The following is a 26,277-nucleotide window of genomic DNA, read 5'->3' as shown; positions in this document are numbered from 1 at the left end:
TCGCCCATGTATCATTGGGTGACCCAAATTTGATTGATTTATTCGTCTGATAAGACTTGAATCAAGCTGATAAAAATATAATAAGTCTCAAATAGTTATTAAAAATTATTGACCTAAATAGGCATTCAAGAAGGCTTTTGTTCTCTCATGTTTAGGAGCGGTAAAAATTTCCTCAGGCTTGCCCTCTTCCACTATGGTGCCTTTATCAAAAAAACACACCCGATCACTAATCTCACGGGCAAAGTACATTTCATGCGTCACCAGTAGCATTGTAAAGCTGTCTTCTTTAACTAGATTACGAATCACATCAAGCACTTCATCTACCAACTCGGGATCAAGAGCAGAAGTGATTTCATCTAGCAACAAAATGGAAGGTTTCATTGCTAAGGCCCTAGCAATGCCAACCCGTTGTTTTTGTCCCCCAGATAAATCGTTGGGGTAGCTATCGGCTTTATCAGCTAATCCAACGAGATTAAGCAGCTTTTCTGCAGACTCTTCAGCTTCCTCACGTGACATTCCCTTAACACGCATAGGAGCCTCTGTAATATTTCTCTTCACACTCATATGGGGAAACAAATTAAAATGCTGAAACACCATTCCTAAGTGATTGCGCATTTTATGTAGATGTTTGCTGTTTGCTGGAACATACTGACCTTGCCAGTACATATGCCATAAAGACTCCCCTGCAACATTAATGTAACCACCATCAATTCCCTCAAGCGTCATTAAAATTCTCAGAAGTGTACTTTTGCCTGAACCGCTGGGTCCAATAATAGAGACAATTTCATTCTCTTCTACTGTAAAGTTAAAATCACTAAAAATGGTTGTGTCGCCAAAGCGTTTTTTTACGTTTTTAAATTCAATAATAGGCGTACTCATTTTAGGGTAAATCCTTCTTTTGGAAAGCGTTTTTCTATTTGATGAATACCGTAAGCCGCGACGATACTAAACACTAGGTATAAAATTCCAACTAAGGTGAATGGTTCCAAATAGCGGAAATTTTCAGAGCCAATAATTTTCGCGACCTGCAACATTTCTAATAATGTAATAGCCGATAACTGAGGCGTTTCTTTAAACATTGCAATAATGTAATTGCCTGTTGCGGGGATCATTGGACGAATAGCCTGAGGTAAAACGATATCTTTGTAAGTATCTATTGTTGTTAAATTCAACGCCCGAGCGGCTTCCCACTGACCTTTTTCAATTCCATCAATCCCGCTTCGAAATACTTCTGATAAATAGGTGCCATAGTGTAGGCCAAGGGCAAATACCCCTGTCATTAAAGGAGACATACTGATGCCAAACTCGGGCATCACATAATATAGAAAAAAGATTTGCACCAACAAAGGCGTACTTCGAATAAATTCCACTAACCAATATATACTATTGCGGAGAATTCGACTTGGGCTACGGCGTAACAGAGCAAACACAAGTCCCATGAAAATGGCAAAAATACTACCAAGCAAGGTTGCTAACAACGTCACTTTAGCGGCTGACAAAATCATAGGAAGCACTTCCCACGCAAATGCCCAATCCCAACTAAAACCATTCATCAATTAATACCTCCGCGCCCCAAACCTTTACTTAAGCGTTTTTCTAACAATTTAAATAGAAGTGCTAGTGCTTGAGACATGATGAAATATAAGAATAAAACAACACCGAAAATTTCCCCTACTTGCAACGTTGTGTCCGCGAGGGATTTCGCTTTAAAGGTTAAATCACCAATTGTGATTAAAGAAACCAATGATGTTGCTTTAACAAGTTCGATGGCTAAGTTCCCAAAAGGTGGAATCATATTAACAAAGGCTTGAGGTAAAATTATTCGCCAAACTCTTTGCCTTGCCGTAAAGTTTAATGCGATAGACGCTTCATATTGCCCCTTCGGTACGGATTGCACTGCGCCTCGCACGACTTCCGTTCCATAGGCGCCAATATTCAGCCCTAACGCCACCACCGCTGCTGTCATAGCATCAATCGTAATACCGAAAAATGGCAGTACAAAATAGATCCAATAAAGCTGAATTAACGCTGATGTTCCACGAAAAAACTCAATGTAGAAAATAGCAATCTGCTTAAATGGTGCGGGTGAATAGAGCCGTATCAAACCAAAAATAAAGGCCATTACTGCTGCGAGAGGCAATGCCATTGCCACGATTTTTATTGTGACAACAGCGCCCTGGAGTAAGACGGAGACTATTTCTCCAAATTCCATGAGTCTGATTCCTCTATATTATTGACATAGTTTTGCCGCCGTCATATTGCCAGGTAAGGTGTACTTACCAAAACCATATGGTTCAATCATAGCAAGGTGTGCTTTTGATCCAATAAAGCCCTTTAACTCTTTGTTAAAAGCATTACGTAGCGATTTATCTGATGGACGGAAACCAAAACCACCATAACCTTTAATCGATTTACCTTTGATCTTCAATGGCGTGAAAGGCTGTGCTAACTCAACATGGTTGTCCTTCTTGGCCAACGACGCCATAGTTAGGCTGGTACCTGCAAGCGCATCAATTCGGCCAGATTTAAGAGCAGCAACACCAGATGGGTAATCCGGTAGAACGACAATTTTGCTCAAACCTATGCCGAAGTCGCGAGCATAACCGTATTCGACAGAACCGGACATCACCCCTAACTTAACATCATCCTTTTTGACATCGCCGTATCCATGAAGATTGGCAGGGTTACCATTTTTAACCAGAAAACCTTCACCAATACTGTAGGTTGGGTTAGAAAACAGAATTTGTTTGCAACGTTTTGGTGTGATGTACATGCCTGCGGCAATCACATCAAAACGCCCTGCACGAAGCCCAGGAATGAGAGAACCAAATTCTGTTACCACCACTTTAACGTGCTTAACACCCAACTCATGCAAAACATGCACTGCAATCGTTGGCGCCTCACCTGCGGGCTTCCCTTCCGGTGTTGTGTAACCATAAGGAACCTCGTTTGCCACACCAATGGTTGCCGTTCCGCTTTGTTTGATTTTTGATAAGGTATCCGCAGAGGCTGATACAGCAAAAAAAGCCACCGCAAAAGTCATTAGAGATATAATATATTTTCTCGATATTCTTTTCATCTTACCCTCTTCCGTTTGTGATTTATCGCTGGAATTTCCAGTAAATTACTCTATAACACTAAATAAATTATAGAGAATGATCAAGAATTAATTAGTTCTGTAATGTTTTTAACTGATAGATTTTGACATTATGTCATGTATTTTAACGAGTTAAGATGTGGCTAAGAATGGCTGCCAAGGCGAAAGAAAGGACCAATAACGAGAATGGCTAACAAGAAATAATGTCATGCCCAAAAAACACAACTTTTTATGATATAGCCTTAGATGAACAGCATTGTGGGAAAGCACGACTTATTCGTACCTTCCCTGTTCAAGAAGCGGTATAATACGATACTACAAGATAGAAATACGGTATGACGCTTTTCAATAAGAAGCCCACTGTGTAGATCAAAAACTAACGACGTTAAGCCATCAGTTCAGGTTCCCCCAATGACACCAAATGAATTAGACAACATCATAAAATCGCTTTCTAACCCAGCCAGAAGAGATATCCTAAGCTGGTTAAAAACGCCTCATTTGGAGTTTCAAGGTCAATCCAGTTACCAGTTCGGTGTCTGTGTCGGTAAAATTTTTGAAAAATCTGGCTTGTCACAATCGACCGTGTCATCTCATTTAGCCAATCTTCAACGTGCCGGGCTCGTCTCATCAACCCGTCAAGGTCAATGGGTCTATTACCAGAGAAATGAAGCGGTTATTGAGGAGTTTGCCGAACTTCTGAAAAAAACACTATAAATTATGCATTTATGGCGCTAAATTCACTGAATACACCAAGGAGAAAATCTATATTTTGTCAATGTTGACAACAGCAAAGCGGTAGTTTTCATGTCACATTATGGCCTGTGGCATATCGTTAGATGATCGTAAGAGTAAAACTAAAAAGGCCATCACCTTTTAGATGATGGCCTTTAAAAGCACTATCAATAAAGCGAACAAATAGCTGTTATTTAATTTCTAGTGCTTGTTCTTCAATGCGAGCTTTCCACTCAGCTGGCCCTGTTACATGCACAGATGTGCCTTTAGAATCAACGGCAACAGTAACAGGCATATCGACCACGTCAAACTCGTAAATCGCTTCCATTCCCAATTCTGGGAAAGCAACTACATCCGCTTTTTTAATGGCTTTTGATACCAGATAAGCAGCGCCACCCACGGCCATTAAGTAGACAGCACCAAATTCTTTAATCGCTTCAATGGCAATTGGACCACGCTCTGCTTTACCAATCATACCAAGCAGACCTGTTTTCTCTAGGACAGTACGAGTGAACTTATCCATACGAGTAGAGGTAGTCGGACCAGCGGGACCAACTGCTTCATCACGAACTGGATCAACAGGACCCACGTAGTAAATAAAACGTCCTTTCAAGTCAACAGGCAGCTCTTCCACATTGGCCATCATTTCGACCATTTTCTTATGAGCCGCATCACGACCAGTTAGCATCTTACCGTTTAATAATATGGTTTCGCCCGGTTTCCAGCTTTGAACTTCTTCTGGCGTCACTTCGTTCAAGTTAACGCGACGTACACTTTCTCCGACTTCCCAAGTAATTTCCGGCCAATCATCCAAAGAAGGTGGCACTAAATCAGCAGGACCGGATCCATCCAATACAAAGTGTGCATGGCGAGTCGCCGCACAGTTTGGAATCATTGCCACAGGTAAAGAAGCGGCGTGGGTTGGATAATCCATGATTTTCACATCAAGAACCGTTGTTAAACCACCAAGACCTTGCGCTCCAATACCCAAGTTGTTGACTGCATCAAAGATGGCAAGACGAAGTTCTTCCACACGGTTTTGAGGGCCACGCTCTTTAAGCTCGTGAATATCAACAGGCTCCATCAGAGATTCTTTTGCCATGACCATGGCCTTCTCTGCGGTACCACCAATCCCAATCCCCAACATGCCTGGAGGACACCAGCCAGCCCCCATGGTAGGAACCGTCTTCTTGACCCATTCAACAATATCGTCAGAAGGGTTCAGCATTGCCAGTTTGGATTTGTTTTCTGAACCACCTCCTTTTGCGGCAACATGAACTTCTACCGTGTCACCGGGCACCACTTCCATATGTATTACCGCAGGGGTGTTGTCTTTCGTGTTTTTGCGCGCTCCAGCAGGGTCTGCCAAAATAGAGGCTCGCAGAACATTTTCAGGAAGTGTATACGCACGACGCACCCCTTCATTGATCATGTCGGAGACGCTCTTCGTTCCTTCCCATTGAACGTTCATACCAATTTTTATAAAAACAGTTACGATACCAGTGTCTTGGCAAATCGGACGCTTCCCTTCGGCGCACATACGAGAATTGATAAGAATTTGCGCCATTGCATCTTTCGCCGCAGTACTCTCTTCTCTTTCATAGGCTTCATGAACAGCTTTAACGAAATCTAACGGATGGTAATAGGAAATAAATTGCAGCGCGTCTGCTACGCTATCAATCAAATCACTCTCTTTGATAATGCTCATGCATCTCTCCTGCTGAGGATTACGAATCAATCGAAGGCAAAATGGTAAAAGATGCGCGAGCGCAAAGAAAGACCTAGAGTCTATTTAGACAAGATATACACTGCATTCATAAAATAAATATAGTGATAATACAGGATACCCTCGCGACATTGAGCAAAAAACAACCAGTCATTCTTCTAAACAGAAACGATAACCAACCCCTGCTTCGGTTTTTAAATATTTTGGATTAACAGGGTCATCCCCTAATTTCTGACGAAGATGACTGACAACAATACGCAGGTAATGCGTATCTTCAATATGGCTCGGCCCCCAAATCTCTTTGAGTAGTTGTGTTTGCGTAATAACACAATTAGGCGAACTCGCTAGAATCGCCAATACGCCATACTCTTTAGGGGTGAGAACAATTTGAGCATCATTAAGACGAACCTCGCGCCTTGATAAATCGATGTATAACTTACCATCATCGATAACAGCCAGTTGATCAGGCTTAATATTATCTCTTAAACACACCCGTATTCGAGCAAGCAACTCGATGACGCTAAAGGGTTTCGTGATGTAGTCCTGAGCACCGGAATCCAATGCTGCAACTTTTTCCTTATCATGATTTCGCACTGATAATACAATGGTCGGCACCGAACTCCATGAGCGCATTTCACGTAATACCTGATGCCCATCCATATCTGGCAAACCAAGATCAAGAATGACCACGTTAGGTTGATGACGAACAATGGCCATCAGCCCTGCTTCGCCATTCTCAGCTTCAATCACTTCATAACCTTCGCTCCCAAGAGCAACTCGTAACATGCGACGAATCTGAGACTCATCGTCAATCACTACTATTTTAATGTCCACAAACTACCGCTTTATTTGTTAAGAATTTGGTTCGCCATACTCTAAAGGCAATTCGACTATAAAACGAGTCCCCTTGCCTCCAGCCCCGTTACGGGCACAGACTGTTCCACCATGCGCACCAATCATGCCACGACAAATAGCCAAGCCCATACCTGTACTTTTACTTTTTTTGTCGCCATCTGAAACAATATAAAACATGTTAAAAATGTGCTCCTGCTCATCCTTTGGAATTCCTGGTCCTTTATCTTCTATGGTTATTCGACAGGTTTTAGCGTCCACAATAAGCTTCACAGTAATCGCTTCTTTTTCCGGAGAATAACGAACAGCATTTTCCAAAATATTAAACAAAGCCTGCTCAATCAGTGCTGCATGTACATACAACACTGGAGCGTCGTCCGTTACAGCCCAATTGACTTTTGCATGAGAAAAATAACGTTTTAATCGATTCAAAGCACTGCCAATAATATCATCAACCGAAACCCAATCTCGTTGGATTTTCAAGCCACCATAACCGAGTCGAGTCATATCTAGAAGATTCTGAATGTAACTGTCTAAGCGATGGCTTTCTTGTAAAATCGTATCGACCAATTCTTCCTTGTCACTAACACTCAATTGCTTATCCAACATTTTCAAACTTTCAGCCGCTCCCATCATAGCGGACAAGGGGGATTTAAGGTCATGGGAAACAGACGATAGCAAGGATGAGCGAATTTGTTCCACTTCTGTCTTAACACGAGCTGATTCTAAATCAGACACCAACCGCACTCGGCGCCAAGTACTGGCACCTTGCTGAAGCATAGATTCGACCAAATCCCTTTCAAAAGGAAGAAAATGTTCTTGCTCCGCGGACCAACGAATCAATAACCCACCAATCACTATATTTTCTTGTTTAACTGGCAAAACCGTAATACGGGACGCATTTAATGTTTGTGTGAATCGACCTGCTTGCTCGCCGTGTGTTAAAGACCAAGCTATTGCGGATTCTTCCACTTGAGATAAAGAAAAATTTACCTGTTTAACATGCGATTCATTGTCACTACCTTCGGGGTAGGCAAAAAAACATTTCGCACCAAGCAGAGAGGATGCTTTTTCACACAGTGAATCCCAAAGAGTCACTTCACTTTCAACAACGGACAGTCGTTGAGCCATGTCTTTTAACGCTTCGGTATAACGGTTTGACTCTTTCAGTAAAATAAATTGATTTCGAATGCGTGATGCCGCTGGACCACTCAACAAGCCTAATACCACTAAAAACACTAAGGTAGCAATATCGTCTTGTTGGTTAACCTTAAACGTATAAATCGGCTCTGTTAGAAAGAAATTGAAGCTTAAAAAAGCCCAAATCGCCGTCGCCAATGCAGGTCTGGTGCCATATTTAAGCCCCACCAACACAATCGAAATAACATACAATAAAACCAAGTTACCACTGCTTAAAAATTGCTGAAGAGGCCAAGCAATGAGTGTCGCGAGCGCCACACCTATAACACCATAAATATGCCCACGATAATCCCCAAACAAAGTATCACGACGCTGCCAGTTCGTCTTTTGCGATACGATATCAGGGGATCGGTACACACACACTTCAAGTGGTAAGTTGGATTCTATCAACTGTTGGTAAAGTCGTTTTTTCCAAAACCCCCAGCGATGTTTGGCTCCACTGCCTACCAACACGGTATTCACTCTTTGCTCTTCTAGATAAGGTAGGATGGCAGCATAGCAATTCTCACCTCTTAACGTATCTACTTGCGCTCCCAGATCTTTCGCAAGATTCATCACATTATTTAAGTGCTTCCGTTGTATGGCATTTTGGGTAATGCCTCTATCCACCCATACGACACACCAGGCTATCTGGCGTCTTTCAGCAATTTGTCGTCCAAGACGAACCAAATAACAATGATCGCTGCTGGCGCTGACCAAGACAATTAACTTATCTCTAATAGCGTATTTTTGAGCGCTGCTTCCTTGCATTAAGGCCGTCTCTAAATAGCTATCTACTTGATGCATGGCTCGTTTCATTGCAAGCTCACGTAACGCAGATAAATTGGAGAGAGAAAAAAAAGTATCTAACGCCACTCGCGCGTATTCAGGAAGGTAAACTTTTCCTTGCTTAAGCCGATCAATCAACGCAATGGGGGGCAAATCAATAAAGCGAATGTCATAGGCATCATCGATGACGTTATCCGGTACGCTCTCGTGAACTGTCACCCCTGTAATTTGAGCAACCACATCACGTAAACTCAAAATATGCTGAACATTCACCGTGGTATAGACATTGATTCCAGCCGCTAATAATTCAGCAATATCTTGATACCGCTTAGTATGGCGACTTCCAGGGACATTGGTGTGAGCAAGCTCATCCACTAAAATCAATTCTGGTTTTTGCTCAAGCGCTGCATCCAAGTCAAACTCAGTTAAAACAGTATCATGATAATGGACTTCCTTACGCGGTAAGACATTCAACCCCGCCATTATGTCTTGTGTCTCTTTACGCCCATGAGTTTCCAACAAGCCAACGAGCACCTCGACACCTTGCTGAACGCTTTCCTTTGCCGCGCTAATCATTGCGTAGGTCTTCCCCACACCAGGAGCTGCACCAATAAAAATAGTCAACTTACCCTGCGAAGATTGCTGTAACGCATTTAAAATGGCGTCTGCTTTTTGATCACGATGCTCTTCAATCATTTTCGCGCCCTATGTGGTAAGTGTCTCAACTAATCTTATCTAGTCATTATTTGGACTGAGTGTTATTAGTATCGGAGAGTGTATCTAGCGCTAAATTCAGCATCAAAACATTTACCCTTGCCTGACCAAAAATAGCCCATTGTGGGTGTTCAATGTGTTGATCAACTAATTTTTTTACCGCATTAACAGACAAATGCCGTTGCGCGGCCACCCTATCCACCTGCAACAAAGCTGCCGCTGGAGAAATATCTGGATCCACACCTGAACCGGATGCTGCCAATAAATCCACTGGAATTTGACTCGCAGTAACATGATCCGATGTCTGAATCGCCAAACTACGTTGCTCCACTTCTGCGCGCAATGTAGGGTTACTCGGCGCAAGGTTGCTACCGCCGGTAGACTTTGGGTCATAACCTACTGCACTAGGGCGCCCATGAAAATAATCTGCACTTTGAAATAATTGACCAATCAATTTCGAACCAACAGGTTTGCCATTATGGTCAATCACACTGCCCGTTGACTGAAAAGGAAACAGTGTTTGCGCTACCATAGTGACACTACCTGTATAAATAATACCGCAAAGCACCAGCATCACTAGTGACATTCTGACAGCCAAAGCGATTTGTTTGGATAAACCACCTTGATGCCATTGAATAACACCCTCATGTAAATCGTCTGTTACTTGTGCATTCATGATCGTGGCTCCTAAAAAAATGAACTGATAATAACATCAAGTATCTTTATGCTAATAAAAGGCAACAACACACCACCAAGCCCATAGGCCAGCATATTGTTTCTTAACAACTTCTCAGCCGTAATCGCTCTGACTTTAACCCCTTTCAATGCAAGCGGAATTAAAGCAGGAATAATCAAAGCATTAAAAATCAATGCCGCAATAACGGCCGATTGTGGGCTATGGAGATGCATCACATTGAGTGTTCCAATGGTTGGGATCGCGGTGACAAAAATCGCCGGCAAGATAACAAAATACTTTGCCACATCGTTTGCAAGAGAAAAGGTCGTTAAAGCGCCGCGTGTAATCAATAACTGCTTACCGATTTCAACAACGGACAGTAATTTCGCAGGGTCGGAATCCAAATCCACCATATTGCCAGCTTCTTTCGCCGCTTGTGTGCCTGAGTTCATGGCAAGCCCAATGTCTGCTTGTGCTAAAGCTGGCGCATCGTTTGTTCCATCCCCTACCATGGCAACTAAGCGCCCTTTGGCTTGTTCTTCTCGAATCAAAGCAAGCTTATCTTCTGGTTTGGCTTCGGCGATAAAATCATCCACGCCGGCTTGCGCCGCTATCACCCCAGCCGTCACGGGATTATCGCCAGTTACCATGACAGTGCGAACACCTAAGGCCCTTAGTTGGGCAAAACGCTCTGCAACGCCTGGTTTCACCACATCGGATAAGGCAATAACCCCCAAAACGGCTGTATTTGAAGCAACGACCAGAGGTGTGCCTCCCTGTTTAGCCACTTTGCGGACCAGACCATCCATATCATCAGGCCAGGATAATTGGTGATCTCGCGCCCACGTCTTCATGGAATCACTCGCTCCCTTCATCATCAAAGAACCGTCAACGAGCTGAGCACCAGAAATACGAGTTTTCGGCGAGAAGGGAATAAATTCCGCATCCGCAGGCGCTTCAGGTTTATCAATGCCCTTGTTTTCCGCGAGCAAAACCACAGATTTCCCTTCAGGGGTTGGATCATCAAGGGACGACCACACCGCCGCTTTAATCATCTCGATGCTATCCGCATCTTTGGAGACCAGAAACTCCGTAGCTTGTCGATCACCAAAAGTAATCGTGCCTGTTTTATCCAGTAGTAAGGTGTCAATATCACCAGCGACCTCAACCGCTTTCCCCGACTTTGCCACCACATTGGCTTTTAGCGCACGGTTCATGCCCGCAATACCAATGGCGGGTAACAAACCACCGATGGTCGTCGGAATAAGGCAAACCAGCAAAGCTATCAGCATGGTGTCATCCAAGCGGGCTCCCATAAAGTGCGCCATCGCAGGTAGAGTCATGACAATCAATAAAAACACAGCACTTAGCGAAGAAAGCAAAACAGTCAGCGCTGTTTCATTCGGTGTTTTTTGTCGCTGAGCACCCTCAACTAAACCAATCATACGATCCAAAAAACTGTTACCAGGGTCATTCGCTACTTCCAAAACTACTTCACCACTGAGCAATTTTGTGCCACCGATGACACTAGAGTGATCTGTGCCAGATTCTCTCAATACCGCTGCCGATTCGCCAGTCACCGCAGACTCATTCACTGTTGCCACTCCGACAATAATGTCACCATCAGCCGGAATATATTCTCCGGCCCTGACTTTGACTCGGTCGCCTTTTATCAGATCAGCAGCAGCCACCCAGCTTTCACTTTCACCTTTGATACGACACGCCTTGAGAGATTGTTTTGCAGAACGAAGACTAGAGGCTTGACCTCGGCTTTTTGCCTCAGCTACTGACTCGGCCAAGTTCGAAAACCAAACCGTTAAAAACAAAATGATGGTCGTAATCAGCGCCATAGCATAAGGCTTATCTTGCACGGCTTGATATAGCGTCATGGTTGCACTTAACAAGGTGCCCACCCAAACGATAAACATCACAGGGCTGGACGCCATTTTTAGTAAAGACAGTTTTTTTAATGAGTCCACGCTGGCTTGGCGCAACTCAGACATTGTCATGGTTTGAACTGTTTGATTTTTCATTGATTAATTCCCCACATGAACAGCAGACAATTGCAATGCTTCGCCGATAGGTCCAATGACTGCGGCAGGAAGAAAAGACAACACATTAATAACCAGGATGACGGCAATCAGCGTGACACAGAACGTTGGTGTTTCTAATGTCAAACCACCAGAACTGGCTGGAGTCACACGTTTTTTCGCCATGAGTCCAGCGATCATTAAGGGAATAACAAGAGGCAGGTATCGTCCTAACAGAATCACAAAAGCCGCACTGAGATTCCACCATGGCGTGTCATTTTTCAATCCTGCCATGCCAGAACCATTATTCGCAAACGCTGAGGCATACTCATAAAAAACCTGTGAGATTCCATGAAATCCTGGATTACTGTTCCCCGTAATACTTGGGAAAGACACGGCAATGGCAGTAAATCCCAGAATACACAAGGCAGGCAACACGATTAAGCTAGATAGCAGAGTCACTTCTTTAGTTTCAACTTTGCGTCCGAAAATTTCTGGCGTACGACCTATCATCAAACCAGATAAAAAGACCGGCAACCATACATAGACAATGAAGTTAACAAAGCCACACCCAACACCACCCCATATCGCATTAACCAGCATTCCTGAGCGCGCCATCAAACCACCGAGTGGATTGAAAGAATCCATCGAGGCATTCACTGAACCATTCGAAGTTTGTGTGGTTAATGCTCCCCATAAGGCGGAAAGTTCGGGGCCGAATCTCACCTCCTTGCCTTCCATGTTGGAACCCATTGCACTGGCTCCAACAAATGCGGCATTGGCTTGATTTTCACTGTAAATTGTCGCTGCTGTAAAAGACACACTGAGAATAGCCATAGCAGCAAAGGACATCCACGCAAATTTTTTGCGTCTTATCAGCCCCCCTGCCATAAAAACAACAGCAATAGGAATCAGGACAATGGCAATGGTCTCAATCACATCGCTCAAAGGCGTTGGATTTTCTAACGGGTCGGCACTATTTGATCCATACCAGCCCCCACCATTGGTTCCTAGTTGTTTAATCGCTACCATGGCAGAAACAGGGCCAACAGGAATCGTTTGCGATGACATGGATGACTGTGTATCCAGCGTCTGGACATGCTGCGCACCGGAAAAAGTACTCGGCACACCTTGCCAAGCAAGCAAGAGCGCAACAATAAGAGATAAAGGCAGAAAGACACGCACTACGCCACGAACCACATCAACATAATAATTACCAAGGTCCCGCTCTTCTCCTTCTTTGGCTGTCTTATTATTCTTACCACCTATCATGCCACGTAATACAGCCACGCAAATCGCCAACCCCATCGCCGGCGAAACAAATTGTAGCGTCACAATAAGAAAACCTTGGGAAAGATAAGAAAGCTGAGCTTGACCAGCATAATGCTGCTGATTGGTATTGGTAATAAATGATATAGCGGTATGCAATGCCACATCCCAGGAAAGGGGCCCAATATAATCTGGATTAAACGGCAGTACTTGCTGGAATTTAAGAAGCAAAAACGCCACGACACCTAAAATCAGATTGCTCATCAAAAATGCCATGCCGTAGGTACGCCACGTCATGGACTCATTTGGATTCACTCTCATCAGGCGATATAGAACTGATTCAATAGGAGAGAAAAAACCATCGGTTATGTGTTTTTCCCCAGAAAACACTCCTGTCATATACGATCCTAGTGGAATGGCCAACGCCACGGCAATTAGGCAGATCAGCACAATTTCAAACATAATCTTGCCCCCCTAAAACTTTTCTGGTGCAAACATTGCCACCATCAGATAAATAAAAAGCACAATGGATAGAACCAGCAGTAACCACGCCATCTTCTGTCTCCTCATGGATGTAGTAGATAAGGAGACAATAGAGATGAGCGGCGTAAAATATCTAGATAGATATATTGAGAAGGCGTAAAAAATCCATAAAGACTGACATAGCATCAAGCTTTATTGGCGCTGCATAGAGCGTTTATTGAAGAGGCTTATAGAACAAAATAGAAAACAAAAAAGCGCTTCTTAGGACAAGACCAACAAAAAGCGCTTTCACTGCAGTAAATATCGTAGAGAGCATCACGAACACCTTAATAGGTTTTCTTATTTTTGCTCTTATCAGACGATTTAGCTGGAGCTGGTGCCTGAACTGAATGTTGAACGTATTCTTCTAAAATACCAGCGGTAAAGGCTTCGCGCTCAGAAAGAGACGAAATACTCTCCGCCTCCCAGTTAATCAGACGGATGAATACCGAATACTTTTTGATGTATTCATAACCTATGTCTCGAACACTGATACCGTGGCTACCCATCAAATGTATCACTTGTTCTAGATTTTTTTGGGTTTCAAATTGCCCCCCTTCGTTTGCAGCAATCAACAACCGCTGAATGTGTTGAATGGGGTTTTCAGAAGCTTTAGATTCCTTTTTTACCGCGCTGGCGGTCAAAAATTTATCCAGCATTTCTTCGGTGTATAACTCTCGCTGATGAATGTCTTCGATTTGTGCTGTTTCTCGCTCCAGAAGACGAATAAACAGGCTTTTGTTTTTAATGTCGGAAAACTCTAAATCTTTTAAGGACAAGCCGTTGTCTTGCATAATATCGAGAACAGTCGCGTAGGATTCAGACGACTCAGGACTTGAAGAAACGGCTAACGCAAGATGCCGACGCAGCTCGTGCATTATTTTCGCCGCACGGTAATCTTCCTTACGCTGCAAATGCTGTTTAAAAGCCTCAACATGCTGATTAAGCGACTGCGTCAGCGACTCAAAACCATGCAATGCTTCTTGCTCATCCCGCAGGCTGGACAAGCGAATACGCGCTCGTTCTTGCTCCCATGCTTCATGCGCTTTGGCACGAGCTTGAAACGCTCGCTCCATAGCCTCTTCAAAACTTCGCTCAATGCGTGCGCGCTCAGCTCGTTCCAGTAACTCTTCTTGTTCTTGCTCTAACCGATAGCTCTTTTTGACCTGCAAATTCTCTTCTGCCAATTGCAGCTGCTGTTTAAGAGCGTCCATCTGAGACTGTACCTTGGCTTCATCAAAATCCGCCAAGCGCTCATAAATCTTAGACCAATACTTGTCATCGGAAAAAGGGATGGCTGGATCACTGGTTGAATATTGGGTTCTCAGGGTATCAGCGAATTCCTGTGCGTTAGGACGAAACGCTTGTGCAGCATTAATGACATTGTCAGATGACATGGTTCCAGACGTCACATTGACGCTTGATATAATCGATTCATTCGAATTAGACATAGGTTGTTCAGTATCCAGGTGAAGATTGTCCATCGGTTCCGCTACTTTTTCATTAGAGACTGTACTTTTATCATCAGTTTCATACTGCTGTACTGATTCATTTCGCTCAACTGCTTGGCTTTGTTCTACTGACTGAGCTTGGTTTGATTCTGTACTTGCAACAGGCGCCTCTTCATATGTCTCTTCACTGTTAGTCTCAGTATCAGCATTTGACACTTCGGGTTTAGAATCGTCTTCATCCAGACCCTTTTCCACTCCAGCTTGATTGCCATATGAGTGTTTAACGGCTTCAGAAAAAGGATCCTCAATCGATGAGTGAGCTTGCTCAACCAACCCTTCTTCGATGTCATCTAAAATTGTCCTGACCGATGCATAAGCTTTACTCGGATCCACCGTCTTTTCACTGAAACGACGTTGATAGACAGACTCCTGAAACACAGGTTTAGCTGGCACTTCTTTTGCGTGTCTTGGCGCCGCCCCTCCCCAACTAACACGGTACAACATACTGGTATCACACAATTGCAGAATAGGTAATTCACGCTGCAGTATAGAATATTGTCGAATTAAAGATTCCGCATGACGAAGCGCAACAACGGATTCACTAGAGTTTGTAGAAGTCGCTAAATTAAGCAACTTAACAACCTTACTAATGGCCTTCTTTCTTCTGCGTATATTCATACAAATTGCCTTTCCTATGTCTGCCAGTGTCGTCCGTTCGTTAATAATACAGTTCGGCATCGCCATCGGGTAGTTTCAAATCATCTGACAATAGCGATCTAACCTTTTGCAAAATACTCAACAACTCTTCTTGAGAATACGCAATGGCAGGCAGTTTCCCCCAAACTGGCTCCGGCCAACAGGCATCATTTTCAAATCTCACAATGTGGTGATAGTGAAGCTGTGTCACTTTGTTACCAATCGCTGCAATATTAAGTTTGTCTGCGGAAAAAGCATCGTGCAACGTTTCGCTTAACAGGCAGCTTTCTGCCATTAACATGCTGCGATCCTCTTCAACCAATTGATATATTTCACTAATACCATTGCGTTGCGGCACCAGTATAAACCAAGGATACTGACGATCATTGATAAGTCGCACCTGGCAAAGTGGCAAATAACCGATCAAGATAGAATCGCGTTCTAGAGTGGGATTTAACTCAAACATCTTATACATTCCTATTTACATCAAAGCCTTTCATAAGCACTATAGCACTCCTACATTAAAATCACCCAAAGACTTGGAGTCAGCATGACTGATATGCAATGTGTTTTGGACGTACAAGCCAAATTAGCAGAATGCCCACGTTGGGATGAACACACCCAAACGCTTTATTTTGTTGATATTGATGCTTTCAAATTACACGCATTTAACATTAATGCAAACACCTTAGAAACCCGTCAATTCGATGAAGAGATTGGTTGCTTCTCTCTTACTGAAAATGGGGGCTTCATTGCCGCCTTTCGATCTGGTGTATACCAATTTGATGATTTCAATGGGCCATTGAATACCTATTGGCTGGCGACCTATGATCAGAATACAACACGTTTTAATGATGGTCGATGTGATGCAAAAGGACGCTTTCTTGCCGGCACCATGTATAGCCCAAAAGATGCATTTAAGGGAGCATTGCATCAATTTACCAACGGCAAACAAACTGTTATTGATCAGGCTGCTTGGACATCTAATGGCCTAGCCTTCTCACCTGATAACAAAATCATGTATTATTCCGACACGCCGAATCATATCGTCTATCAATTTGATTATGACCTTGAGACTGGGCAAGCCACCAATAAACGAACCTTTATTGAGTTCCCCCGTGGCAATGGACGCCCTGATGGGGCTGCTGTCGATAGCGAAGGCAATTATTGGTCAGCCCTGTATCAAGGTCAACGAGTGGTAAAAATCAGCCCTGAAGGGAAGATTTTAAAAGAATATCCTGTTCCAGCCATTTATCCGACCATGGTCGCCTTTGGTGGCCCCGATATGAAAACGCTGTTTGTGAGCACCTGCCGAAGCGCACAGACCGACGAAGAGTTACAACAATTTCCACAGGCTGGCGGTATTTTTGCCATTGATGTGGACATTGCAGGCTTAACTGAGCCACGCTTTGCTGGCTAAGACATTAACTTTTATAAGACATAGACTCTATTATCATGCGCGCAAGCAACTATTTATTTTCTACATTACGTGACACTCCAACCGACGCTGTTGTTACCAGCCACCAATTGATGGTTCGTGCTGGCATGATCCGCCAAGTTTCTAAAGGTTTATATACTTGGCTACCAACTGGCGTGAAAGTTTTCCGCAAAGTGGAAAGCATCGTACGCGACGAAATGCAAAAAGCCGGTGCGCTTGAAGTAATTATGCCGGGAGTTCAACCCGCAGAGCTTTGGCAAGAATCTGGCCGTTGGCAAAAATATGGTCCTGAGTTACTTCGTCTTGTAGACCGCCATGGTCGTGATTACTGTTTGGGACCTACTCACGAAGAAGTCATTACGGAACTTGCTCGCAATGAACTCACCAGTTACAAACAATTGCCTGTTAACTTCTTCCAAATTCAAACCAAATTCCGTGATGAAGTCCGCCCTCGTTTTGGTGTTATGCGTTCACGCGAGTTCAGCATGAAAGACGCGTATTCATTCCATATCAGCCCAGAGTCGTTGCAAGAGACATACGATGTCATGCATAAAGCGTACTGCAACGTCTTTGATCGTATTGGTTTGGATTACCGCCCTGTTCGCGCAGACACTGGCAGTATTGGTGGTGCATACTCCCACGAATTCCACGTTTTAGCGGATTCCGGTGAAGACGACATAGCTTTCAGTGATGAGTCCGATTTTGCTGCGAATGTTGAACTTGCAGAAGCGGTAACACTAAAAGAAAAAGCCGATCCAGCCACCCAGGATATGACAGAAGTCTTTACGCCTGACTGCAAAACCATTCAGAAAGTGGCTGAGTTTCTAAAGCTGGATGTCACTCAAACAGTAAAAACCATGCTGGTTAAAGGCATCGACGAAAACGAAGTAAGTACCATCGTGGCCTTGGTTCTTCGTGGTGACCACAATATTAATGAACTGAAAGTTGAGAAACTAAAGGGCATTGTTGCTCCATTCGAATTTGCCAGCGAAGAAGACATTCTCAACAAAATTGGCTGTGCCCCCGGCTCTATCGGCCCACAAGGTTTAAAAGAGAAAGGGATTCGCATTATTGTCGACCGCTCAGCCGCCGTGATGTCCGATTTCTGTGCTGGTGCCAACAAAGACGACTACCACGTCACTGGCTTAAACTGGGAAAGAGATTGCTCTGATTTTGAAGTGGCTGACCTACGCAATGTCGTGGAAGGCGACCCTTCTCCTGATGGCAAAGGAAAAGTCGTTATTAAACGCGGCATTGAAGTGGGTCATATTTTCCAACTGGGTCAACAGTACGCTGAAGCCTTAAAAGCCACCGTGTTAGATGAAAATGGTAAAGCCCAAATCATGCACATGGGTTGTTATGGCATTGGTGTGTCTCGTATCGTGGCGGCAGCCATCGAACAAAACTTTGATGACAAAGGCATCCTTTGGCCAGAAAGCATCGCACCATTCAGTGTTGCCATTGTTGCAATGAACTATGATAAATCCGAAGCCGTACGTGAAGAGTGCGAGCGCTTATACACCGAACTGACGGCAAAAGGGATTGATGTCCTTCTGGATGACCGCAAAGAACGCCCTGGTGTTAAATTTGCCGACTGTGAGTTGCTCGGTATTCCACATCGCCTAGTAGTGGGCGACAAAGGCCTTGCAAATGGCACGCTAGAATACAAACATCGCTCTAAAGGCGATAACCAAGACATCGCGCAAGCTGATGCAGTGGACTTTATTGTTAAGCAACAAGCTTAACCCTTATAAGCCGCCTAGTGACAAGTTAGGCGGCTTATCTCTCCTAATATAGCACGACAAATAAAGGAAGCAGCATGACGACCATTTACCATAACCCTCGTTGTTCCAAATCCCGACAAACACTTGCTTTACTCGAAGAAAATGGCATTCAACCCGAAGTGCGATTATACCTACAAGATGTACCGAGCGTTGCCGAGATCAAAGAATTGATTAAACAGCTTGCTCTTTCCCCTATCGAGTTGATGCGTACAAAAGAAGCCTTGTACAAAGAACTTGGTTTATCCAAAGAATCGACGGACGAAGAGCGTATCCAAGCCATGCACAACAATCCAAGCCTAATCGAACGCCCTATCGTCATCCACAACGGCAAAGCAAAGATTGGACGCCCACCCGAGCAAGTGCTGGAATTATTCTAATGGGCACCCCCTATGTTTTAATTTTGTTTTACAGTAAGCATGGTTCAATTGCCGAAATGGCCAAACACATTGCCAGAGGCGTTAATAGTGTTGGTGGTATTGAAGCCAAAGTCCGTCAGGTTCCCAATGTGTCTGAGACCTGCGAAGCCACCGCACCCGAAATACCAGAAGAAGGCTCTCCCTATATTACATTAGACGAGTTGGCAGAGTGCTCTGGTCTCGCAATTGGCTCGCCTTCTTATTTTGGTGCCATCGCTGCGCCACTTAAACACTTTATCGATCAAACCTCCATGCTTTGGCTGACAGGCCGTTTGATCGATAAACCCGCCTGTGGGTTTACTAGTGCGAGCAGCATGCATGGTGGTCATGAGCAGTGCCTTCATTCCATGATGACCCCCCTTTTGCATCATGGCATGGTTTGGGCCGGTTTGCCTTACAGCAACAAAGCACTCCTTAGTACCACTGCAGGAGGAACGCCTTATGGTGCAAGCCACCTTGCTAGCAAGACGAACGAACATCAGCTGACAAATGATGAAAAGTCTTTATGTGAAGCACAAGGTAAACGCATTGCTGAGCTGGCTATAAAACTGGGCAAATAGTCCCTTTTATTCCTCATCTCAAAATCGCTCAATAAAAAGGCGAAGTGACATTGACTATCACTCCGCCTTTTTCCTTTTACTTGTCCCATCATTGCCTAGATATATTAGATGCTTAAAGCCTTGGCAACTCTATATGTTTAAAAAGTTGCTCAGCATCTTGTCGATTCGCGGCTTCCATTGCCGCAACAACGATATCTTTGGTTAAATGAGGCGCAAATGACTCAATAAATTTATACATATAGCCACGAATAAAGGTATTGCTACGAATGCCAATTTTTGTACAGCTGTCTTCAAAAAGATGTGAAGCGTCAAGGGCTACCAAATCAGAATCCTGCTCAGGATCAAAGGCCATAGACGCGACAATTCCGACTCCCAACCCTAAACGTACATAGGTCTTTATCACGTCCGAATCGGCCGCTGTAAAGACGACATTTGGATCTAAACCTGCCTCTTGGAACGCTTGGTCCAATTGAGAGCGTCCGGTAAAACCAAAAACATAAGTCACAATGGGATGCGCTGCTAATGCCTCTAAAGTCAATTTGCTCGATTGGGCCAGCGGATGCCCTTTGGGTACAACAACGCAACGATTCCACATATAACAAGGCAGCATGACTAGATTGCCGAACAATTCTAGCGCCTCGGTCGCGATAGCAAAATCCACTACACCATCATTTGCCATCTCGGCAATTTGCATGGGTGTCCCTTGATGCATGTGCAGCGTCACATCCGGATAACTGTCAATGTATTCATGAATCACTTTTGGCAAAGCATAGCGCGCTTGAGTATGCGTTGTAGCAATATCCATGGCGCCTTTGCGTTCATCGCTAAACTCATTGGCTACACGTTTAATGTTTTGCGTTTGATTCAAGATCTCACCCGCTAAGGCAATAATCTTTTCGCCCGCTGGGGTAATGTGTGTTAAATGCTTGCCGCTTCTTGCAAAGACCTCAATACCTAACTCATCTTCGAGCAAACGGATCTGCTTACTTACGCCTGGTTGTGAAGTATAAAGGCTTTGCGCGGTGGCCGAGACGTTCAAATCATGACGCGCTACTTCCCATATATATCTTAGCTGCTGTAACTTCATCGGACACCTTATTCTAAAAAGAGTTAAAAACATAATAAAATATTACTTTATAGAATAGTAAAAAACCTCTAGTGTTTCCAGCTCGAATCGCCATAAAGACAGAGTACGATGGATTTTATTTGGTATATTTTAGCAGGCTCCGTTGTGGGGCTTGCCATTGGCATCACGGGAGTGGGCGGTGGATCACTTATGACGCCACTTTTACTACTCTTTGGTTTTCCTCCCCATATTGCCATTGGCACGGATCTTATGTATGCAGGGATTGCCAAAAGCACCGGCGTCTACTTACATGCCAAAAAGGGCAATGTGAATTGGCGTATTGTTGGCGCTATGGCAGCAGGCAGTTTACCAGCCTCACTTGTCACTATATGGTTACTGTCCCAGTTTGACAAGCCAGATAACTATCAACACATCTTAACCACAACCTTAGGGTTAATGCTGTTAATAACAGCTCTTGTCATTATTTTTCGCAGTAAGTTACTAAGCCGCTTTGATTTGCGCTTACCGGAAAGAACCAGCTTGAAACTGATTTTTGTTTGCGGCATTGCACTAGGGGTATTAGTAACGCTGACTTCGGTTGGAGCTGGCGCACTAGGGACAGCGATTATGATGATTCTCTTTCCCGTCATGCGAGCCAAGAACATCGTTGGTACCGATCTCGCTCACGCTGTGCCACTTACATTGATTGGGGGAATTGGGCACCTACTGCTTGGCAATGTGGACTATACCCTACTGGTCGGCCTTTTAATTGGCTCCATCCCAGCCATTTACCTTGGCACCTATGCTTCCAGCTATCTTCCCAACAAAGTATTACAACCCCTTTTAGCCACAGCATTAATGGCATTTGGCCTAAAATACCTCTTCTTTTAAAAAAAGATCCTAAAAATGGGGGGTAATAAGGTTCATAAAAGATGTAAAACACGATAATGTTCCAACACGTAAAAAAATAGTAACTAGGAATCCCTTGTAATGAGTAATCGACATCTTGAGGACTTAAATATTGCCTCATTCTCTCCTTTAGTCACTCCAACAGAACTAAAGGCTGAACTACCTATTAGCGAGTCCGTAAGCAAAGCGATTGCGCGATCTCGTGAAACAATAAAAAACATCATGGATGGTAAAGACCACCGCCTTGCCATTGTTATAGGTCCCTGCTCTATTCATGATCCAGAAGCCGCCCTTGACTATGCAAGACGCTTGAAAGCATTGGCTGAAAAAGTAGATGACTCGATTTATATCATCATGCGCGCCTATTTTGAAAAACCAAGAACCACGGTAGGCTGGAAAGGCCTTATTAACGATCCCAACCTTGATGGTACCTTTGATATTAATAAAGGCTTGCGTATCGGCCGTAAGTTATTAATTGATCTTGCGGAACTTGGTTTGCCATTGGCCACCGAAGCCCTTGACCCCATTTCCCCCCAGTATATCCAAGACTTGATCAGCTGGTCTGCCATCGGGGCTCGTACAACCGAATCACAAACGCATCGAGAAATGGCGTCTGGCCTATCTGGCCCTGTAGGCTTTAAAAATGGTACAGATGGCTCAATGACAGTAGCAATAAATGCGATGCAATCTGTTTCACATCCGCACTCTTTTTTGGGAATTAATGAAGCAGGCCAAGTCACGGTTGTTAACACCAAGGGCAATGACTATGGGCATGTTGTCTTGCGCGGTGGTGGGGGTAAACCCAACTACGAAGCGCAATTTGTCATTGAAGCAGAAGAAGCGCTTGCCAAAGCCAACCTGAAAGCGAACATCATGGTGGACACATCCCATGAAAACTCCAGTAAAAAACCAGAACGCCAGGTCATTGTCGCCGAAGACGTTACTCAACAAATTCTCGATGGCAACCAATCCATTATGGGATTAATGATCGAAAGCAACATTGGATGGGGCAACCAAAAAGTCCCTGCAGATAAAAAAGACCTCACCTATGGTGTATCCATTACGGATGCCTGTATTGACTGGCAAACATCGGAGAAGACAATCACTGATATGGCCAATGCGTTAAAATCTGTTTTGCCCAAACGCAAGCGCTAATAATTCATACATTCTTCTTCAAGAAACGTAGTTAAAATGCAAAAAGGGACGATAGAAATATCGTCCCTTTTTGCATTTGACTGTCCTGCGCACTCATCCACAAACACTGACAGGATGAATTCAGTACAATAACAATGGTTACATAAAGGCATTGTCCGTGACAGTATGGTCAGTTGCATCTTTCACGGCGGTCAAACCAGCCACTTTTTCAATCAAGGTTTTTTCAACACCTTCTTTCAAAGTTAAGTCGACTGCACTACACCCCTGACAACCGCCACCAAAGCGAAGTACAGCAACTTGCCCATCAATCACTTCTACTAAGGTTACTTCCCCGCCATGGGCGGCAAGGCCTGGGTTAATATCTGAGTAAAGAATATAATTAATTTGATCTTCGATTGGACTATCCGCTGAAACTTTCGGCATTTTAGCGTTGGGCGCTTTAATGGTTAGCTGCCCTCCCATCTTTTCCGTCGCATAGTCTATATAAGCTTCATCCAAAAAGTTCACTGAATTTTTCTCAATGTAGACTTTCAGTTTAGGAAGATTCAAAATTTCGTCTGTCTCATTCACTTCATCAGGACGGCAGTAAGCAAGACAAGTCTCCGCATAAGGCGTACCTGGTTGTTGGATAAAAATACGCACAGCAATCCCCTCTACACCCTGTTTTTCCAGCAGTGAAGCAAGGTAGTCTTGAGCGCCATCAGTAATAGTAATATTCATAACAACCCTTCTAAATCAGTCATACATCTAATGAGTACATAGTAACTCAGATTGACAATAAAGCCAAAGACCAACTAAAAAAGTAGGGTATTTTTCCACTATTCATTTTTGCTTGAACCGTTGATTAGAGGAGTTAATTAATTGAATAAGGCTTATTAGAAAAACCGCTAAAGATATAGATAAATATTCATTTTTAGAATAAAGGAAATTTGCTAGAGTTACGCCATTAAAATTTATTAACCACGGCTTATTTCTCTATGTACCAATACGACGCAATTGACCAACAGCTTGTTAATGAGCGTGTAGCACAGTTTCGCGACCAGACACGCCGCTACTTAAATCAAGAACTAAGTGAACAAGAATTCTTACCACTGCGCCTACAAAATGGCCTCTATGTTCAGCGTTATGCGCCAATGTTGCGTATTGCCATTCCTTACGGCATGCTATCCAGTGATCAACTAAGAACTTTGGCAGGCATTACCCGCCGCTATGACAAAGGCTATGGACACTTCAGTACTCGTCAAAACCTACAACTGAATTGGCCAAAGCTTGAAGATGTGCCTGATATTTTGGCTGAGCTTGCTCAAGTACAAATGCACGCCACACAAACCAGTGGTAACTGTATTCGTAATACAACGACAGACCAATACGCTGGCGTTATTGCGGACGAAGTTGTTGACCCACGCCCTTACTGTGAACTGATTCGTCAATGGTCTACCTTCCACCCAGAATTCGCCTTCTTACCGCGTAAGTTTAAAATTGCGGTGAACGCCACAGAATCGTCTGATCGGGCTGCGGTTCAGGTGCATGACATTGGTCTACAAATTAAAAAAAATGACGCTGGCGAAATCGGCTTTAAAGTCATCGTTGGTGGCGGTTTAGGTCGCACTCCGATGGTTGGTTTAACCATCAATGAATTTGTGCCACGGGAAGATTTGCTAACCTATTTAGACGCCATCATTCGCGTCTACAACCAAAAAGGCCGTCGCGACAACAAATACAAAGCGCGTATTAAAATCCTAGTTAAAGCCATGGGAATTGATGAATTCCGCAAACTGGTCGATGCTGAATGGCGACATATACGCGGAAAAGAAAGCACCGTCCCAATGAGTGAGTTCACACGCCTGCAAAGCTTTTTTACCGAGCCGAACTATGAAGCGCTAACAGACAACCCTGAAACACTCACTGCTAAGTTAGCAGACAGTACAGGCTTTGCCCGCTGGTTTGAGCGCAACACCTTTGCCCACAAAAAGCCTGGCTATCGCATTGTCACTTTATCATTGAAAAAACCAGGTCAAGCTCCTGGTGATGCCACAGCAGAGCAAATGGAAAAAGGCGCAGACTTCGCTGATCAGTATAGCTTTGGCGAGTTACGAGTTAGCCATGAGCAAAACCTTGTGCTAGCAGATGTACGCCAAGACCAGTTAGTTGAATTATGGGAAGCCGCTAAAGAGGCTGGGTTCGCAACCCCTACTTTGGGTCTATTAACCGATATGATCTGCTGTCCAGGTGGTGATTTCTGTGCGTTGGCTAACGCAAAATCCATCCCTATCGCACAGCAAATCCAAGAAACCTTCAACGACTTGGATTATTTATACGATTTAGGAGACATCGACCTAAACATTTCCGGCTGTATGAATGCCTGTGGCCACCATCACGTTGGCAACATAGGCATTTTAGGTGTTGATAAAAAAGGCGAAGAGTTTTATCAAATTTCCATGGGGGGCTCCTCTGGCCATGATGCCAGTATTGGCAAAATTCTCGGCCCTTCATTTGCGCAAGAAGAAATCAGCAGCGTGATCCAAAAGCTGATGGATGTCTATGTGAGTCATCGTACAGATGAAGAACGTTTTATCGATACCTTCCGTCGTATTGGAATGGCACCATTTAAAGAGGCTGCATATGCTAAAGTTAATTAAAAATGGCAAGATTATCGACAATGAACAAATCTGGATTCAGGATAATGACACGCCAATAACCAGCAATGCTATCGTGCCTTTAGCAAGATGGCACGCTGAGCAAGAAGCCATTGGTAAGGTCGCTGGTATTTGGATAGACGCAGGAGAAGGCACAGAACAACTTGAAGGTGTAGACCTAACTCAATTCGCTGTCATCGGTATCAATTTCCCTGCCTTTACTGATGGCAGAGGTTTCAGCTACGCACGACTATTACGAGAGCGCTTTAACTATCAAGGCGAGATCCGAGCCTTAGGTTATTTCATTCCAGATCAGCAAGGTTATCTTTTACGTGTTGGTTTTAACGCTTTCCAATTCAATGCTGACGTTGACCTAGAAAAAGCATTACTACTGCACAAAAGCTTTTCTGTTGCCTATCAAGGGGATGCAAATGACCCTAGACCGATGTTTTTGCGTCGTTAAACATTAAATCTTTTGTCAACACTCCAATAAAAGGTCCATTCATGGGCCTTTTTCTATTGCGTATTTAGGTCTCGCTGATTATCGTAGGAAACGAGTCAAAGTGATTGATTGTTAAAG

24 protein-coding genes are annotated in these 26,277 nt (G+C 43.9%); 9 read left to right on the top strand and 15 right to left on the bottom strand.

Annotated features, from left to right (window positions below):
• Positions 1-105: 105 nt before the first annotated feature.
• Genes ehuA through ehuB form a run of 4 tightly spaced genes read right to left on the bottom strand, consistent with a single transcriptional unit; the run spans position 106 to position 3,079 of the window.
• Entirely contained in the window at positions 106-879 is a 774-nt protein-coding gene (gene ehuA, locus AC0VYI_RS12485; RefSeq protein ID WP_233407750.1) for an ectoine/hydroxyectoine ABC transporter ATP-binding protein EhuA, read from the bottom strand.
• Positions 876-1,553 (bottom strand): ectoine/hydroxyectoine ABC transporter permease subunit EhuD, encoded by a 678-nt coding sequence (ehuD, locus tag AC0VYI_RS12480; protein WP_475449710.1) that lies wholly within the window; start codon positions 1,551-1,553, stop codon positions 876-878. The genes ehuA and ehuD overlap by 4 nt, the downstream gene beginning before the upstream one ends.
• Positions 1,553-2,212 carry an ectoine/hydroxyectoine ABC transporter permease subunit EhuC gene (ehuC, locus tag AC0VYI_RS12475; RefSeq protein ID WP_199476405.1) on the bottom strand — a complete coding sequence of 220 codons (660 nt, stop codon included), beginning with the start codon at positions 2,210-2,212 and terminating at the stop codon, positions 1,553-1,555. The genes ehuD and ehuC overlap by 1 nt, the downstream gene beginning before the upstream one ends.
• Positions 2,213-2,230: 18 nt before the next feature.
• Positions 2,231-3,079, bottom strand: coding sequence for an ectoine/hydroxyectoine ABC transporter substrate-binding protein EhuB (ehuB, locus tag AC0VYI_RS12470; RefSeq protein ID WP_199476406.1), 849 nt, complete (start codon positions 3,077-3,079; stop codon positions 2,231-2,233).
• A gap of 429 nt (positions 3,080-3,508) precedes the next feature.
• Between ehuB and AC0VYI_RS12465 the strand changes: the two genes are divergently transcribed.
• Positions 3,509-3,811 carry an ArsR/SmtB family transcription factor gene (locus tag AC0VYI_RS12465; RefSeq protein ID WP_475449707.1) on the top strand — a complete coding sequence of 101 codons (303 nt, stop codon included), beginning with the start codon at positions 3,509-3,511 and terminating at the stop codon, positions 3,809-3,811.
• 208 nt (positions 3,812-4,019) lie between these two features.
• Here the strand turns inward: AC0VYI_RS12465 and AC0VYI_RS12460 are convergent, their stop codons facing one another.
• From AC0VYI_RS12460 to AC0VYI_RS12420, 9 genes are all read right to left on the bottom strand, one after another.
• Entirely contained in the window at positions 4,020-5,537 is a 1,518-nt protein-coding gene (locus tag AC0VYI_RS12460) for a fumarate hydratase (RefSeq protein ID WP_475449705.1), read from the bottom strand.
• 168 nt (positions 5,538-5,705) lie between these two features.
• Positions 5,706-6,389, bottom strand: a complete 684-nt coding sequence (locus tag AC0VYI_RS12455) for a response regulator (RefSeq protein ID WP_475449703.1) — start codon at positions 6,387-6,389, stop codon at positions 5,706-5,708.
• Between the two features lie 18 nt (positions 6,390-6,407).
• The gene (locus AC0VYI_RS12450; protein ID WP_475449701.1) at positions 6,408-9,071 is read right to left on the bottom strand and encodes an ATP-binding protein; all 2,664 of its coding nucleotides are present in this window, start codon (positions 9,069-9,071) and stop codon (positions 6,408-6,410) included.
• A gap of 46 nt (positions 9,072-9,117) precedes the next feature.
• Positions 9,118-9,765 carry a potassium-transporting ATPase subunit KdpC gene (gene kdpC, locus AC0VYI_RS12445; RefSeq protein WP_475449699.1) on the bottom strand — a complete coding sequence of 216 codons (648 nt, stop codon included), beginning with the start codon at positions 9,763-9,765 and terminating at the stop codon, positions 9,118-9,120.
• An 11-nt stretch (positions 9,766-9,776) separates the two neighbouring features.
• On the bottom strand, positions 9,777-11,798 hold the full coding sequence (gene kdpB / locus AC0VYI_RS12440) for a potassium-transporting ATPase subunit KdpB (RefSeq protein ID WP_475449697.1): 2,022 nt from the start codon (positions 11,796-11,798) through the stop codon (positions 9,777-9,779).
• 3 nt (positions 11,799-11,801) lie between these two features.
• Positions 11,802-13,526, bottom strand: a complete 1,725-nt coding sequence (kdpA, locus tag AC0VYI_RS12435; protein WP_475449695.1) for a potassium-transporting ATPase subunit KdpA — start codon at positions 13,524-13,526, stop codon at positions 11,802-11,804.
• A 12-nt stretch (positions 13,527-13,538) separates the two neighbouring features.
• Positions 13,539-13,619 (bottom strand): K(+)-transporting ATPase subunit F, encoded by an 81-nt coding sequence (kdpF, locus tag AC0VYI_RS12430; protein ID WP_067018052.1) that lies wholly within the window; start codon positions 13,617-13,619, stop codon positions 13,539-13,541.
• Positions 13,620-13,873: 254 nt separating this feature from the next.
• Positions 13,874-15,715, bottom strand: a complete 1,842-nt coding sequence (locus AC0VYI_RS12425; RefSeq protein WP_475449693.1) for a DUF2786 domain-containing protein — start codon at positions 15,713-15,715, stop codon at positions 13,874-13,876.
• Between the two features lie 40 nt (positions 15,716-15,755).
• Positions 15,756-16,199, bottom strand: a complete 444-nt coding sequence (locus AC0VYI_RS12420) for an HIT domain-containing protein (RefSeq protein ID WP_475449691.1) — start codon at positions 16,197-16,199, stop codon at positions 15,756-15,758.
• An 84-nt stretch (positions 16,200-16,283) separates the two neighbouring features.
• Between AC0VYI_RS12420 and AC0VYI_RS12415 the strand changes: the two genes are divergently transcribed.
• The 4 genes from AC0VYI_RS12415 (at position 16,284) to wrbA (ending at position 19,931) form a co-directional block, all read left to right on the top strand.
• Entirely contained in the window at positions 16,284-17,153 is an 870-nt protein-coding gene (locus tag AC0VYI_RS12415; RefSeq protein WP_199476416.1) for an SMP-30/gluconolactonase/LRE family protein, read from the top strand.
• A gap of 35 nt (positions 17,154-17,188) precedes the next feature.
• Positions 17,189-18,916 (top strand): proline--tRNA ligase, encoded by a 1,728-nt coding sequence (locus AC0VYI_RS12410; protein ID WP_475449689.1) that lies wholly within the window; start codon positions 17,189-17,191, stop codon positions 18,914-18,916.
• Positions 18,917-18,990: 74 nt separating this feature from the next.
• Positions 18,991-19,332 (top strand): arsenate reductase (glutaredoxin), encoded by a 342-nt coding sequence (gene arsC / locus AC0VYI_RS12405; protein WP_475449687.1) that lies wholly within the window; start codon positions 18,991-18,993, stop codon positions 19,330-19,332.
• A complete protein-coding gene (gene wrbA, locus AC0VYI_RS12400) occupies positions 19,332-19,931 on the top strand; it encodes an NAD(P)H:quinone oxidoreductase (protein WP_475449685.1) in 600 nt (199 codons plus the stop codon). The genes arsC and wrbA overlap by 1 nt, the downstream gene beginning before the upstream one ends.
• 112 nt (positions 19,932-20,043) lie before the next feature.
• On the opposite strand, the gene cysB is transcribed toward wrbA, so the two are convergent.
• Positions 20,044-21,018: an HTH-type transcriptional regulator CysB gene (gene cysB / locus AC0VYI_RS12395; RefSeq protein WP_475449683.1), complete on the bottom strand. Its 975-nt coding sequence runs from the start codon at positions 21,016-21,018 to the stop codon at positions 20,044-20,046.
• 108 nt (positions 21,019-21,126) lie between these two features.
• Here cysB and AC0VYI_RS12390 point away from each other — a divergent pair, with 108 nt between their 5' ends.
• Positions 21,127-21,888 (top strand): sulfite exporter TauE/SafE family protein, encoded by a 762-nt coding sequence (locus AC0VYI_RS12390; RefSeq protein ID WP_475449681.1) that lies wholly within the window; start codon positions 21,127-21,129, stop codon positions 21,886-21,888.
• Positions 21,889-21,987: 99 nt separating this feature from the next.
• Positions 21,988-23,061, top strand: coding sequence for a 3-deoxy-7-phosphoheptulonate synthase (locus tag AC0VYI_RS12385; protein WP_475449679.1), 1,074 nt, complete (start codon positions 21,988-21,990; stop codon positions 23,059-23,061).
• A 138-nt stretch (positions 23,062-23,199) separates the two neighbouring features.
• On the opposite strand, the gene nfuA is transcribed toward AC0VYI_RS12385, so the two are convergent.
• Positions 23,200-23,781: a Fe-S biogenesis protein NfuA gene (gene nfuA, locus AC0VYI_RS12380; RefSeq protein ID WP_199476423.1), complete on the bottom strand. Its 582-nt coding sequence runs from the start codon at positions 23,779-23,781 to the stop codon at positions 23,200-23,202.
• Between the two features lie 257 nt (positions 23,782-24,038).
• Here nfuA and AC0VYI_RS12375 point away from each other — a divergent pair, with 257 nt between their 5' ends.
• Together AC0VYI_RS12375 and AC0VYI_RS12370 are read left to right on the top strand one after the other, a co-directional pair.
• Positions 24,039-25,700 (top strand): nitrite/sulfite reductase, encoded by a 1,662-nt coding sequence (locus AC0VYI_RS12375; protein WP_475449677.1) that lies wholly within the window; start codon positions 24,039-24,041, stop codon positions 25,698-25,700.
• The gene (locus tag AC0VYI_RS12370; protein ID WP_199476425.1) at positions 25,684-26,160 is read left to right on the top strand and encodes a DUF934 domain-containing protein; all 477 of its coding nucleotides are present in this window, start codon (positions 25,684-25,686) and stop codon (positions 26,158-26,160) included. The genes AC0VYI_RS12375 and AC0VYI_RS12370 overlap by 17 nt, the downstream gene beginning before the upstream one ends.
• Positions 26,161-26,277: the final 117 nt, after the last annotated feature.

The organism is Marinomonas sp. 63XJN7_9_ISO-PGPR-S23-217 (genome assembly GCF_056173515.1).
Note: the sequence above shows the minus strand (reverse complement) of the source record. Positions and strands in the feature narration are given on the sequence as shown.

Excerpts from the sequence above, each read along its gene's own strand:
- AC0VYI_RS12450 (WP_475449701.1), bottom strand. The coding sequence starts at position 9,071 with ATGATTGAAGAGCATCGTGATCAAAAAGCAGACGCCATTTTAAATGCG.
- AC0VYI_RS12460 (WP_475449705.1), bottom strand. The coding sequence starts at position 5,537 with ATGAGCATTATCAAAGAGAGTGATTTGATTGATAGCGTAGCAGACGCG.
- kdpA (WP_475449695.1), bottom strand. The coding sequence starts at position 13,526 with ATGTTTGAAATTGTGCTGATCTGCCTAATTGCCGTGGCGTTGGCCATT.
- ehuA (WP_233407750.1), bottom strand. The coding sequence starts at position 879 with ATGAGTACGCCTATTATTGAATTTAAAAACGTAAAAAAACGCTTTGGC.
- AC0VYI_RS12425 (WP_475449693.1), bottom strand. The coding sequence starts at position 15,715 with ATGAATATACGCAGAAGAAAGAAGGCCATTAGTAAGGTTGTTAAGTTG.
- AC0VYI_RS12420 (WP_475449691.1), bottom strand. The coding sequence starts at position 16,199 with ATGTTTGAGTTAAATCCCACTCTAGAACGCGATTCTATCTTGATCGGT.
- cysB (WP_475449683.1), bottom strand. The coding sequence starts at position 21,018 with ATGAAGTTACAGCAGCTAAGATATATATGGGAAGTAGCGCGTCATGAT.
- AC0VYI_RS12375 (WP_475449677.1), top strand. The coding sequence starts at position 24,039 with ATGTACCAATACGACGCAATTGACCAACAGCTTGTTAATGAGCGTGTA.
- kdpF (WP_067018052.1), bottom strand. The coding sequence starts at position 13,619 with ATGGCGTGGTTACTGCTGGTTCTATCCATTGTGCTTTTTATTTATCTG.
- ehuC (WP_199476405.1), bottom strand. The coding sequence starts at position 2,212 with ATGGAATTTGGAGAAATAGTCTCCGTCTTACTCCAGGGCGCTGTTGTC.
- ehuB (WP_199476406.1), bottom strand. The coding sequence starts at position 3,079 with ATGAAAAGAATATCGAGAAAATATATTATATCTCTAATGACTTTTGCG.
- ehuD (WP_475449710.1), bottom strand. The coding sequence starts at position 1,553 with ATGAATGGTTTTAGTTGGGATTGGGCATTTGCGTGGGAAGTGCTTCCT.
- AC0VYI_RS12410 (WP_475449689.1), top strand. The coding sequence starts at position 17,189 with ATGCGCGCAAGCAACTATTTATTTTCTACATTACGTGACACTCCAACC.
- wrbA (WP_475449685.1), top strand. The coding sequence starts at position 19,332 with ATGGGCACCCCCTATGTTTTAATTTTGTTTTACAGTAAGCATGGTTCA.
- kdpB (WP_475449697.1), bottom strand. The coding sequence starts at position 11,798 with ATGAAAAATCAAACAGTTCAAACCATGACAATGTCTGAGTTGCGCCAA.
- nfuA (WP_199476423.1), bottom strand. The coding sequence starts at position 23,781 with ATGAATATTACTATTACTGATGGCGCTCAAGACTACCTTGCTTCACTG.
- kdpC (WP_475449699.1), bottom strand. The coding sequence starts at position 9,765 with ATGAATGCACAAGTAACAGACGATTTACATGAGGGTGTTATTCAATGG.
- AC0VYI_RS12390 (WP_475449681.1), top strand. The coding sequence starts at position 21,127 with ATGGATTTTATTTGGTATATTTTAGCAGGCTCCGTTGTGGGGCTTGCC.
- AC0VYI_RS12465 (WP_475449707.1), top strand. The coding sequence starts at position 3,509 with ATGACACCAAATGAATTAGACAACATCATAAAATCGCTTTCTAACCCA.
- AC0VYI_RS12415 (WP_199476416.1), top strand. The coding sequence starts at position 16,284 with ATGACTGATATGCAATGTGTTTTGGACGTACAAGCCAAATTAGCAGAA.
- arsC (WP_475449687.1), top strand. The coding sequence starts at position 18,991 with ATGACGACCATTTACCATAACCCTCGTTGTTCCAAATCCCGACAAACA.
- AC0VYI_RS12385 (WP_475449679.1), top strand. The coding sequence starts at position 21,988 with ATGAGTAATCGACATCTTGAGGACTTAAATATTGCCTCATTCTCTCCT.
- AC0VYI_RS12370 (WP_199476425.1), top strand. The coding sequence starts at position 25,684 with ATGCTAAAGTTAATTAAAAATGGCAAGATTATCGACAATGAACAAATC.